Annotated in this window: 16 protein-coding genes; 8 read left to right on the forward strand and 8 right to left on the reverse strand. The window is 66.5% G+C overall.

The features are described from left to right. Positions 1-109: 109 nt before the first annotated feature. From ACW18A_RS12070 to ACW18A_RS12095, 6 genes are all read left to right on the forward strand, one after another. Positions 110-1216 carry an S-(hydroxymethyl)glutathione dehydrogenase/class III alcohol dehydrogenase gene (locus tag ACW18A_RS12070; RefSeq protein WP_492021957.1) on the forward strand — a complete coding sequence of 369 codons (1107 nt, stop codon included), beginning with the start codon at positions 110-112 and terminating at the stop codon, positions 1214-1216. Positions 1217-1308: 92 nt separating this feature from the next. Continuing rightward, positions 1309-1692, forward strand: coding sequence for a VOC family protein (locus ACW18A_RS12075; protein WP_492021958.1), 384 nt, complete (start codon positions 1309-1311; stop codon positions 1690-1692). Positions 1693-1838: 146 nt separating this feature from the next. Further along, the gene (fghA, locus tag ACW18A_RS12080) at positions 1839-2672 is read left to right on the forward strand and encodes an S-formylglutathione hydrolase (protein ID WP_492021959.1); all 834 of its coding nucleotides are present in this window, start codon (positions 1839-1841) and stop codon (positions 2670-2672) included. Further along, on the forward strand, positions 2669-2905 hold the full coding sequence (locus ACW18A_RS12085; RefSeq protein WP_492021960.1) for a hypothetical protein: 237 nt from the start codon (positions 2669-2671) through the stop codon (positions 2903-2905). Before fghA ends, ACW18A_RS12085 begins: the two co-directional genes overlap by 4 nt. 122 nt (positions 2906-3027) lie before the next feature. Further along, the gene (locus ACW18A_RS12090; RefSeq protein WP_492021961.1) at positions 3028-3642 is read left to right on the forward strand and encodes a superoxide dismutase; all 615 of its coding nucleotides are present in this window, start codon (positions 3028-3030) and stop codon (positions 3640-3642) included. A gap of 114 nt (positions 3643-3756) precedes the next feature. Next, entirely contained in the window at positions 3757-4683 is a 927-nt protein-coding gene (locus ACW18A_RS12095) for an MBL fold metallo-hydrolase (protein WP_492021962.1), read from the forward strand. Here ACW18A_RS12095 and ACW18A_RS12100 read toward each other — a convergent pair. Next, a complete protein-coding gene (locus ACW18A_RS12100; protein ID WP_492021963.1) occupies positions 4680-5831 on the reverse strand; it encodes a serine hydrolase domain-containing protein in 1152 nt (383 codons plus the stop codon). The two genes, ACW18A_RS12095 and ACW18A_RS12100, sit on opposite strands and share 4 nt — an antisense overlap. 204 nt (positions 5832-6035) lie before the next feature. Between ACW18A_RS12100 and rpsD the strand changes: the two genes are divergently transcribed. Then, a complete protein-coding gene (gene rpsD, locus ACW18A_RS12105) occupies positions 6036-6653 on the forward strand; it encodes a 30S ribosomal protein S4 (protein WP_425988427.1) in 618 nt (205 codons plus the stop codon). 176 nt (positions 6654-6829) lie between these two features. Further along, positions 6830-7219, forward strand: coding sequence for a hypothetical protein (locus tag ACW18A_RS12110; protein WP_492021964.1), 390 nt, complete (start codon positions 6830-6832; stop codon positions 7217-7219). A gap of 183 nt (positions 7220-7402) precedes the next feature. Here the strand turns inward: ACW18A_RS12110 and ACW18A_RS12115 are convergent, their stop codons facing one another. The 7 genes from ACW18A_RS12115 to map form a co-directional block, all read right to left on the reverse strand. Further along, on the reverse strand, positions 7403-7828 hold the full coding sequence (locus ACW18A_RS12115) for an acyl-CoA thioesterase (RefSeq protein WP_492021965.1): 426 nt from the start codon (positions 7826-7828) through the stop codon (positions 7403-7405). A gap of 17 nt (positions 7829-7845) precedes the next feature. Further along, the gene (gene grxD / locus ACW18A_RS12120) at positions 7846-8205 is read right to left on the reverse strand and encodes a Grx4 family monothiol glutaredoxin (protein ID WP_492021966.1); all 360 of its coding nucleotides are present in this window, start codon (positions 8203-8205) and stop codon (positions 7846-7848) included. A 105-nt stretch (positions 8206-8310) separates the two neighbouring features. Then, positions 8311-9216, reverse strand: a complete 906-nt coding sequence (locus tag ACW18A_RS12125; protein ID WP_492021968.1) for an aldo-keto reductase family protein — start codon at positions 9214-9216, stop codon at positions 8311-8313. 6 nt (positions 9217-9222) lie between these two features. Next, the gene (locus ACW18A_RS12130) at positions 9223-9465 is read right to left on the reverse strand and encodes a BolA family protein (protein WP_492021970.1); all 243 of its coding nucleotides are present in this window, start codon (positions 9463-9465) and stop codon (positions 9223-9225) included. 67 nt (positions 9466-9532) lie between these two features. After that, the gene (locus ACW18A_RS12135) at positions 9533-10066 is read right to left on the reverse strand and encodes a GNAT family N-acetyltransferase (RefSeq protein WP_492021971.1); all 534 of its coding nucleotides are present in this window, start codon (positions 10064-10066) and stop codon (positions 9533-9535) included. Beyond that, complete coding sequence (gene radC, locus ACW18A_RS12140) at positions 10063-10803, reverse strand: RadC family protein (protein WP_492021972.1); 741 nt, start codon at positions 10801-10803, stop codon at positions 10063-10065. Before radC ends, ACW18A_RS12135 begins: the two co-directional genes overlap by 4 nt. A gap of 64 nt (positions 10804-10867) precedes the next feature. Continuing rightward, the gene (map, locus tag ACW18A_RS12145; RefSeq protein WP_492021973.1) at positions 10868-11686 is read right to left on the reverse strand and encodes a type I methionyl aminopeptidase; all 819 of its coding nucleotides are present in this window, start codon (positions 11684-11686) and stop codon (positions 10868-10870) included. Between the last annotated feature and the right edge of the window lie 5 nt (positions 11687-11691).

Raw genomic sequence — 11691 nt, forward strand, 5'->3', positions numbered from 1 at the left:
TCCCTGGTGCCCATCCGGACGGCGTGGACGGCGTTGTGTCTCATGTCGGTCTGGACGAATGAGGCCCGGTGGACCCGGTAGACGTCCACTTTTCGATGAGAACCTTTGAATGAAGACCCGCGCCGCCGTCGCCTTCGAGGCCAAACGTCCGCTCGAGATCGTCGAGGTCGATCTCGAAGGCCCGCGCGCCGGCGAGGTGCTGATCGAGATCAAGGCGACCGGCATCTGCCACACCGACGCCTATACGCTGGACGGGCTGGACTCGGAGGGCATCTTCCCGAGCATTCTGGGTCATGAGGGCGCGGGCGTCGTCGTCGAGGTCGGCCCCGGCGTGACCAGCGTCGCCGTCGGCGACCACGTCATCCCGCTCTACACGCCCGAATGCCGCCAGTGTAAGTCGTGCCTGAGCCGCAAGACCAACCTGTGCACCGCGATCCGCGCGACCCAGGGCAAGGGCGTCATGCCCGACGGCACCTCGCGCTTCAGCTACAAGGGCCAGGCGATCACCCACTATATGGGCTGCTCCACCTTCTCGAACTACACCGTCCTGCCCGAGATCGCGGTCGCCAAGATCCGCAAGGACGCCCCCTTCGACAAGGCCTGCTACGTCGGCTGCGGCGTGACCACCGGCGTCGGCGCAGTGGTCAACACGGCCAAGGTCGAGCCGGGCGCCAATGCCGTGGTCTTCGGCCTGGGCGGCATCGGGCTGAATGTCATCCAGGGGCTGAAGATGGTCGGTGCCGACATGATCATCGGCGTGGACATCAATGACACCAAGGAAGAATGGGGCCGCCGCTTCGGCATGACCCATTTCGTGAACCCGAAAAACGTCTCCGAGGTCGTCGCCCATCTGGTCGAACTGACCGGCGGCGGGGCCGACTACACCTTCGACTGCACCGGCAACACCACGGTCATGCGCCAGGCGCTGGAGGCCTGCCATCGCGGCTGGGGCGAGAGCATCGTCATCGGCGTGGCCGAGGCGGGCAAGGAGATCTCGACCCGCCCCTTCCAGCTGGTCACCGGCCGCGTCTGGCGCGGTTCGGCCTTCGGCGGCGCGCGCGGCCGGACCGATACGCCGAAGATCGTCGAGTGGTATATGGACGGCAAGATCGAGATCGATCCGATGATCACCCACACCCTGCCGCTGGAGCGGATCAACGAGGCCTTCGACCTGATGCACGCGGGCGAGAGCATCCGCAGCGTCGTGGTGTTCTGATTGTCATCCCGGACACAGCGAAGCGAAGATCGGGGATGACAGGGCCGAAGTTAGTCCTTAAAAGAAACTCACAATAGCGAGGGAGGAAACCCATGTTCACTCACATGACCGTCGGGGCGAATGACGTCGAGGCGTCGCGCCAATTCTATGATGCGGCGCTCGGGGCGCTGGGGATCGCGCCGTCGACCGGACCGGACCCGAAGGGTCGCTACTGGTGGCGCACGGATCGCGGCGCGTTCGCGGTCGGCAAGCCGATCGACGGCGAACCGGCCTGCCACGCCAACGGCGGCACCATCGGTTTCGCCGCGCGCGACGCGGACGCGGTCAAGGCGTTCCACGACGCCGGCGTCGCCGCGGGCGGCACCTCGATCGAGGACCCGCCCGGCGAACGCAACGGCGCCTTCGGCACGCTGAACCTCGCCTATCTGCGCGACCCGTCCGGCAACAAGGTCTGCGCGATGCACCGCGTGGGGTGACCCCGGATTCCGCTCATCCCCGCGAAAGCGGGGACCCAGTGCTTTCGTGAGGCATGGTGCTCTGGATCGCTATAGTAGCCCAATCGGCGAAGGTGATCGCCCACAGAACTGGGTCCCCGCTTTCGCGGGGATGAGCGGAGTTTGAGATGGACATCACCAAACAGCATCAGGTCCACGGCGGCACCCTGCATTACCTGCGGCACGACAGCGTCTCGACCGGCACGCCGATGACCCTGTCGGTCTTCGTTCCTTCCGGCGAGGGCCCGTTCCCGGTGCTGATCTGGCTGTCGGGCCTGACCTGCACCGAGGATAATTTCACCATCAAGGCCGGGGCCTATGGGGCGGCGGCGGAGCACGGCGTCATCATCGTCGCCCCCGACACCTCGCCGCGCGGAGAAGGCGTCGCCGACGATCCCGCCTACGATCTGGGTCAGGGCGCGGGCTTCTATGTCGATGCGACGCGGACGCCCTGGGCCCCACATTTCCGCATGGAGACCTATGTCGTCGAGGAGTTGATCGACCTGATCGACAGCGAGTTTCCGACGACGAAGACCCGTTCGATCAGCGGCCATTCGATGGGCGGGCACGGGGCGCTGACCCTGGCCCTGCGTCACCCGGAGCGGTTCCGTTCGGTCTCCGCCTTCGCGCCGATCTCGTCGCCGACGCGGTGTGCGTGGGGCGAAAAGGCCTTCACCGCCTATCTCGGCGACGACCGCGCCGGGTGGGTGAAACACGACGCCGCCCTGCTGATCGAGGCCGGTGCGGCCCGCGGCCATTTCGATGACATCCTGATCGACCAGGGTGACGCCGATCCCTTCCTGTCCGAACAGCTCAAGCCCGAACTTCTGGTCGCGGCCGGTCAGACGGCGGGCCAGTCGATCACCCTGCGGATCCAGCCCGGCTACGACCACTCCTATTTCTTCATGGCCAGCTTCATCGCCGACCATGTCGCCTTCCATGCGGAAAGACTGACGCGATGACTGACGCAACCTACGACGACCTGTTCGCCGCCCTGTGCAACGAACTGGGTCACTGCCTGCACGACAAGGGGCAGAAGAAGGTGATCGCCGCCCTGCCGTCGGGCCTCGATGCGGCGGTGAAGGTGGTGCTGGAGGCGGACGGGGTCGACTTCCTCAATGCGCCGGGCAGCCTGAAGCGCGCGGTCCGGGACTGTCTGAAAGCCAACCTGCCCGGCGACACGGGTCAGGCCTGACCCGAACGCCCGGGGGCCGGCGCGACCGAATTGTAGCGAAATGCCGCGCCTGACGCCTTTGGCTCCCGCGCCCGGAGCCCTACATGCGCGTTACGCCTTCATCGACCACAAGGAGCCTCCCCATGGCCTTCACCCTGCCGCCCCTGCCCTACGCCTATGACGCGCTGGAGCCCGCCATCGACAAGGAGACGATGACCTTCCACCACGACAAGCATCACCAGGCCTATGTCGACAACCTGAACAAGGCCGTCGACGCCGATGCGAGCCTGCAGGGCAAGTCGCTGGAAGAGCTGTTCGCCTCGATCTCGACCGCACCCAGGGCCGTGCGCAACAACGGCGGCGGTCACTGGAACCACGCCCTGTTCTGGGAACTGCTGGCCGCCGCCGGTCAGGGCGGCGAACCGTCGGTCGAACTGGCCGCCGCGATCGACCGCGACCTGGGCGGGCTCGACAAGTTCAAGGAAGACTTCAACGCCGCCGGCGCCGGCCAGTTCGGCTCGGGCTGGGCCTGGCTGATCGTCCAGGATGGTAAACTCAAGGTCACGTCCACGCCGAACCAGGACAACCCCCTGATGGATGTCGCCGAACAGAAGGGTGCCGTCGTCCTGGGCGCCGACGTCTGGGAACACGCCTACTATCTGAAATACCAGAACCGCCGCCCGGATTACCTCAAGGCCTTCTGGACCGTGGTGAACTGGAACAAGGCCAACGCCCTGTTCGCGGCCGCCACGGCCTGATCGGGCACTTATGCAACAGACGGCGGGTCGTGAAAAAGCTTCACGGTTCGCCGTCTGGCGCTTCGATTGCGCCGACCTATCTCAGCTGAGCCGTTCGTTCTCCCGAGGGATTCCATGACCGCCCAGTTCAAGCTCGCCGCCGCCCTGATCCTGTCCGGCATGATTGTCGCCGGTTGCCAGAAGCCCGCCGAGAAAGCCGATGCGCCGGCCGCGCCGGCTGCGCAGCCGGTCACCAGTGTCGACGTCTATCCCTTCACCATCGGCACGCTGCAGGCGGTCGCACTGAAGGACGGCGAACTGGCGCTCGAGAACGTCACGGGCCAGAGCCCCTGGGCGGACAACGCCGGGGTCGCCGAGGTGCTGCGCCCGACCGGCGATGCGAAGATCCATCTGTCGATCCAGCCCCTGCTGGTCCGGGGCGACGACAGGGTCGTTCTGATCGACACCGGCGCCGGTGGCGGGATGGGCACGGCCAACAAGCTGCCGGCCTCGCTGGCGGCGGCCGGGGTCCAGCCGGCCCAGGTGACCGACATCCTGATCTCGCACGGCCACGGCGACCACGTCGGCGGCCTGGCACAGAACGGCACCCTGGCCTTCCCCAACGCCACAATCCGCATGAGCGCCGCCGAATGGACCGCGCTGCAGGCCGACGCCGAACAGGCCGCCCTGATCCCGGTCATCACGCCGAAGGTCGAGACCTTCGAGCCCGGCGCCCTGGTGACGCCGTCGATCACGGCCGTGGCCCTGCAGGGTCATACGCCCGGCCACACGGGCTACGAGATCGTCTCCGGCGAGGACCGGCTGCTGTATCTCGGCGACGCCCTGCACAGTTCGATCATCTCGGTCGAGCGGCCGGAGTTCGTCAACGCCTGGGACTTCAACTCCGACGCCGCCGTGGCGACCCGACTGGCGCTGCTCGGACGCGGGGCGACCCGGTCGCTTCGCACCTATGGCGTCCACTTCCCCTTCCCGGGCCTCGGCAGGTTCCGGCGTCAGGACGACGGCTTCATCTGGGTCCCGGACAGCGCCACCCGGCCCTAGTTGGTCCCATATTCCCAATCGTAAGGGACGCCGGTTTCACCCAGCACGAACCGAACGAGCTCGGCGAAACCGGGTTCGGATCGGACGTCGTTGGACAGGATGACGACGCAACGCTTGCCCTGCTCGATGCAGACCAGGGTGTTGCCGGTCGAACCATTGTGGCCGCCCTTGAAGAAGCCCGGTCCCTGAGGACCTGTAAAGGTAATGACGCCCAGCCCCGCCTGAAGGTCGGGACGGCGGCGGTCGGCAGGCAGTTCGTCCTGCATGCTGGGGAACTGGGTGGCGGTGGTGATCGGCAGCTGCGGCCGGAGCAGTTCGGCGCGCGATGCCGCACTCAGGCCTTCGCCGCGCATGATTCCGGCGGCGAACAGGGCCATGTCATGGATGGTGGTGTCCATCGACCCGGCCGCCCGCACCTTGCTCCGTTCGTCGTGCGGCTCGATCGTCCCGTCCGCCTGCCAGCCATCCGCCAGGTTGGCGGCGAAGTCCGGCCGCCAGATCAGGCTGGAGTTGGTCATACCCAAGGGTGTGAAGATGCCGGTCTGGATGTCCTCTCCCACGTCTCGGCCGAGGGCCTGTTCCAGCACGAACTGCAGCAGGATCAGACCGTCTCCGGAATAGGCGTAGCGCGAGCCGGGATCGAAATGCATGCGGATCTTCCGGTCGGGCTCGAGCCAACCAAAGTTCTCAAAGCCGGTGCTGTGAGTCAGGGCAATGCGCGGTGTCAGGGAGCGCCAGCGCGGATCTTCGCCCAGCCCGCGCCAGTCCGAATAGCGGTTGGCGAGACCTTCGTCATACATCGACGGCAGGCCGGGCAGGATCGCCGCGAACGGTCGATCCAGCTCGACTACGCCCGCATCGACCTGCTGCATCACGGACCAGGCGAAGACGGTTTTGGTCAGGGAGGCGCCGTACATGATGGTGTCGGTGGTCAGCGGATCGCCACGCTCGTTTCTCTGGCCATAGGCCTGCACATAAGCGACCTGTCCGCCGTCGATCACTGCCACGGCCAGGCCGCGCGAACCGGTCTGCTGCATCAGCCGGGCGACGGCGGCGTCGATCTCGGGCGCGGCGGGCGTCTGGGCGAGGGCGGGAGCGGCGCAGAGGCCGAGGGCGGCGGCGAGGACGGCGAGCGGTCGGTACAACATGTCGTGGCTCCCTGTTGGAGGCATTGGGCTAACACGCGACGCCGCCGACGTTGACTTAAGCTTTGTTCATGGGCATAAGCCCCGCCTTCACGTCACCGGCTCCTGTCGGCGACGCGAACACACTACGGACGATGCGTGGACCGCCGTTGAGATCGTCCCTCCATTCGCGGAGGGGCCGGGCCGCATCATTTAAAAGAGAACAGAATGTCGAAGCGCCATAGCGCCAAGTACAAGATCGATCGGGCCATGGGTGAGAACCTGTGGGGCCGAGCCAAGTCGCCGGTCAACAAGCGTTCCTACGGTCCCGGCCAGCACGGCCAGCGCCGCAAGTCCAAGGTTTCCGACTTCGGCCTGCAACTGAAGGCCAAGCAGAAGCTCAAGGGCTACTACGCCAACCTGACGGAAAAGCAGTTCCGCAAGACCTATGACGAGGCTGCTCGCCGCAAGGGCAACACCTCCGAAATCCTGATCGGCCTGCTGGAAGCCCGTCTGGACGCTACGGTCTATCGCGCCAAGTTCGTGCCGACCCCCTGGGCCGCCCGTCAGTTCGTCAACCACGGCCACGTCACCGTGAACGGCAAGAAGGTGAACATCGCCTCCTACCGCCTGCGCGTCGGCGACATCGTCGAGGTCAAGGAAAAGTCCCGCAACATGGCGCTGGTGCTCGAAGCCCAGCAGTCCGGCGAGCGCGACATCCCCGACTATCTGGAACTGGGCGACCGTGGGTTCTCGGTCCGCTTCGTCCGCTTCCCCGAACTGGCCGACGTGCCGTTCGCGGTGAAGATGGAGCCGAACCTGGTCGTGGAATACTATTCGTCCTGATCGTTTTCCGATCTGGACTGGAAAGGCCCCGGAGAAATCCGGGGCCTTTTTTGTTCCTGCTCTCTTTCGCCCGGAAGCCCGGAAGCACGACGTGATCGCCAGAGCGGCGAAAATCAGGTGCGAAACCGCCCGAATTGAGCAATCATGGATACCAGACTGAACAGGATCCCGGGGACATGTCTCCCAACCGCACGCTCGCTCTGATCGCGGCCACCGCGCTTACGACGTCCGGCTGCGCCCTGTTCAGGCAGGACACGCCGATGAGCACGGCTGCCATGCCGGGCCAGATCGAGCCGATCCACGCCGCCGCCATCACCCGCGACCTGGCGGTGTTCTGGGTCAGCTCGAACGGCTGCACCGACAAGTCGGACCTGAGGCCGATCGTAGGTCACATGGGCAACGACTCGACCATCACCCTGCGCCGGATCGAGCGGGATGACTGCAAGACCCCGATGGCCGACGGCGTCGAGGTCATCTGGTCGTTCGAGGAACTGGGCCTGATCCCCGGCTCGCGGGTGTCGGTCAACAACCCCTATCAGCTGCCCTCGTCGATCCCGACGACCTAGGCGGCGCTTGCTGGCGACGGCCGACGACCCGGTCGGACTCGACGTCGAAAGCGCGGCAGAACGAGTCACTGGCGGCGATCACCTTCAGCGACTGGCCCAGAAGCAGCAGAGGCGCCGCAGAGGACTCCACCACAGCAAGCGCGAGACTGAGCGGACCGTCGGGATGCAGGGGCGGGTGTGCCGTCAGCGGCGCTCGAAGGTCGGCAGCATGTCCGCAGGGATGCGCGTCGGCCGCATATTGACGGCGTCGACCAGGCACCACTCCGAAACCCCCTGCGCGCACAACCGGCCCTGCCCGTCCTCGATGCGGACATAGCGGGCGAAACGCGGTCCCTGCGGATCCCCGACCCAGGTCCGGATCACGGCCGTGTCGTCGGGCATCAGGGGGCGCAGATAGTCGATCTCGTGCCTCAGGGCGACCCACGACCATTTCGCGCGTGTCGCCTCATCAAAGCGGGCGTTCCAGTGGGCGGTGCCGGCCTCCTGCAGCCAGCCGACATAGACGACATTGTTGACGTGGCCGTTGTCGTCGATGTGCTCGGGCCGGATATCCAGCGGAACCTCAAAGACCTCACGGTCCTCGCGCGGGGTCAGGGTCTGGCGGGCCAAGACGTTACGCCCTCCGACTATTCTTGCCCGAGCGGCACGCCCTTTTCGACCATCAGGGCGGTCAGTTCGCCGGCCTGGAACATTTCCTTGACGATGTCGGAGCCGCCGACGAACTCGCCCTTCACATACAGCTGCGGGATGGTGGGCCAGTCGGTGAAGGTCTTGATGCCGTCGCGAAGGCCGTCGTCCTGCAGCACATCGACGCCGACGAAGGATGCGCCGACGTGGTCGAGGATCTGGACGGCGAGGGAGGAGAAGCCGCAGCGCGGGCTGTCCGGCGTACCCTTCATGAACAGGACGACGTCATTCTGGGCCACGGTCTGGGCGATGAAGGCGTGGACCGGATCGGCGGCGGTATCGATAGCTTGGTCGGACACGGGGGTACGCCTTTCGTTGCAGGCGTCAGCTAGGGATGGCGGGGACGCCGGTCAAGGGACGCGACCCTCAAGCCTGCGTGTCCGGGTCGCTGCTCACGCTGCGACTCACGCTGCGACTCTGGCCATCTCGATCTGGGCGGCGAGGCCGGGCGGCATGTCGCGCTCGGGCACACTGGCGAGGGCGTTCAGCCGCTCGGCGTCCCGCGCGGTGATCAGAACGCTGGAAATCGCCGGATCGGTCATGGCGTGGGCCAGGCAGATTTCCTCGGCCGTCCAGTAGGAGGTGCGGTGCAGGAAGGCGAAGGTGCCGGCGTGGGCCAGGGGCGCATTCTTCGGTTTTGAACCACCGAAGCCGAACAGTCCCTTCTTCGGCTGATGCAGGGTCGCGGCCTTCTTCTCGGTGTCGAGCTCCTCCGGGAAATAATCATAGGCCAGGATGGCCATGTCCTTTTCGCGCGCGGCGCGCAGGCGGGAGCGGATCTTCCAGTCGACATTGACGTGGAAGGGGGTGCCCAGGACGTCGAAGGCGCCGGTCGAGACATAGGCGTCCATCACCTCGCCGGAGCCCGAAACGCCCAGGTAGCGGACCCGTTCGGTCGCGCGCAGGGCCTTGAGGGCGTTGAGCGAGCTCTGGGGCAGTTCGTCCTCGCCGGGCTCTTGCAGCAGGGCGACGTCGATCCAGCCGAGGCCGGAGACATGCAGGCAGCGGTCGATGGAGCCGGTCATGCCCTCGGCGGAGAAGTCACGGGCCGAACCGCGGCGGCCGTCGCCGGCACCCAGTTCCAGGCTGACGTTCAGAAGCTTGCGATCGACGCTGGCCAGGGCCTGGCCGACGACCTCGGCGAGGACCGGATCGGCCGTCTCCAGCCGGTAGGAGTTGATGCCCGCCTCAAGCGCCGAAAAAATCAGGTCGTTGGCGGCGTTCACGCCGCGCGACAGGCTGTCGACTCCGAGATTGAGCGTCAGGGTCGAGATGGCGGCGCCCGATGCGCCAAAGGGGCGATAGCGCATGGCGGATCAGCCTGTCGTGGAAGGGGCGGAGGTTTCGAGAGCAAGCGCATGCAGTTTGCCGCCCATGTGGCCCTTGAGCGCGGCATAGACGAGCTGGTGCTGTTTCACGCGCGAGAGGCCCGCGAAGGCGGTCGAGACGATGCGGGCCCTGTAGTGATCGCCGTCGCCCGCGAGATCGTCGATCACGATCTCGGCGTCGGGAAACGCCTCGGTCAGATAGGCATTCAGGGTTTCGACGGGCATCGGCATGATGGCGACAATGGCCCGTAAACCTTAATGTGAGGCTACGGTCCTGCCGGGTTATCGCGCGGTCGCGCTACCTGGGCCCGGACGGGTTGATCCGTTCCAGCAGGATCGTCGGCTCGCCGCGATAGACGCCGTCGGCATGGCGGACGTAGCCGGCGCGGCCCGCGAGACGCAGGGACGACAGGTTGCCCGGGCCGATCATGCAGACCGTGCGTGGTGCCTTCAGCACCCCGTCCGCCCACGCGAGGGCCGCGGACACACCCTCGCCGGCCAGACCCTGACCCTGAAACGCCCCGCCGATGCCCCAGCCGAGCTCGGGCGACTCCATCGGCGGGACCAGATCGCGACGGTAGTCCAGCACCCCGACCGAACCGACGTAGGCGCCGGTCTCTGACAGCCGCATCGACCAGTTGCCCCGCCCCAGCGCCGACCAGTGGCCGAGATCGCGCAGCAGGCGGAACCAGACCTCCTCCGGCGACAGGTCCCGTCCGGTGATGTGCCGGGTAAAGGCCTCATCCCGCCACAGGGCGACGAGATCCTCGTAGTCGGTCAGGCCGACGGGGGTCAGGGTCAGGCGGGCGGTGGTCAGGACGGGTCCGGTCATATCAATCCCAGTTGCTTGAAGCTGGCCACGCCCTCGCGACCGACGATCAGGTGGTCGTGGACTTCAAGGCCCAACGACCTGGCCGCCTGAACGATCAGCCTCGTCATGTCGATGTCGGCGCGGCTGGGCGTCGGGTCGCCCGACGGGTGGTTGTGGACCAGGATCATGGCGGCGGCGCTGACCTCCAGACCCCGACGCACGACCTCGCGCGGATAGACCGGGGCATGATCGATCGTGCCCCGATTCTGGATCTCGTCGAGAATCAGCTGGTTCTTCCGGTCGAGATAGAGGACGCGAAACTGTTCGCGCGGCTCGTGCTGCAGGGCGACGCGGACATAGGCGAGCAGAGCGGTCCACGAGGAGATGACGGGGCGTTTGACCGTCGGTTCCCGGGCCACCCGCCGGGCGACCTCGTGCAGGGCGGCGAGGTCCAGGGCCGTCTCCATACCGACGCCCTTCATGCGGCCCCGGGTGTCCTCGGTACGCACGGTCATCAGGTCCTCGACCGAGGCGGCGAGGACGGCGGCGAGCGATCCGAACCGCGACAGCAGGGACTTGGCGATCGGCTTCACGTCGCCCTGCGGTTGGCTGCGGAACAGGAACAGCTCCAGCAGTTCATAGTCGGGCAGGTGGTGCAGGCCTGCGGTTCGGGCGCGCTCGCGCAGCCGCTCGCGGTGTCCCGCATGGTGCGGGGCGACCTTCGCTGGAGCCGCCGGTTGATCGCCCTGCTCCGCCACCCCGGTGCCTCCCGCACACACGGGATCAGGCTAGCGCCTGACAGGCAAGGTTCAAGACCTGTTTCTAGTTGGGATTGAACAGGCCGGCGGGGCTGGCGGTGAAGATCTCGACCCCGTCTTCGGTCACCCCGACGGTGTGCTCGCACTGGGCCGACAGGGACTTGTCCCGCGTGACGGCGGTCCAGCCGTCGGACAGGACCTTCACGTGCGGCTTGCCCAGGTTCACCATCGGCTCGATCGTGAAGAACATGCCGGGCTTCAGGACCGCGCCCTCGCCCTTGCGGCCATAGTGCAGGACGTTGGGGCTGTCGTGGAACAGGCGGCCGATGCCGTGACCGCAGAAGTCGCGCACGACGCTCATCCGGGCCGCCTCGACATGGCGCTGGATGACGAAGCCGATATCGCCGAACGTATTGCCGGGCTTTACCTGCTCCAGCCCCAGGGCCAGGGATTCATAGGTGACGTCGACCAGCTTCTTCACGCGGGGGGCCACATTGCCGACCGTGTACATGCGGCTGGAATCGCCGTGCCAGCCGTCGACGATGACGGTGTGGTCGATGTTGACGATGTCGCCGTCCTTCAGCACCCGGTCGCCCGGGATCCCGTGGCACACCACGTGATTGATCGAGGTGCAGACCGTCTTCATATAGCCCTTGTAGCCGAGGCAGGCAGGCAGGCCGCCGCGGTCCAGGGTGAACTGGCGGATGCGGTCGTCGATCTCCTGCGTCGTCACGCCGGGCACGACGAACGGCGTGATCATGTCGAGCGCCTCGGCGACCAGACGGCCGGCGACCCGCATGCCCTCGAAATCCTCAGACTCATACAGACGGATGGCGCTGGTCCGCGTGAAGGTCTCGTCAGCCAGCTCGGGCGTTTCGTACATCGTCA

It is taken from the genome of Brevundimonas sp. AVps5, assembly GCF_058681515.1.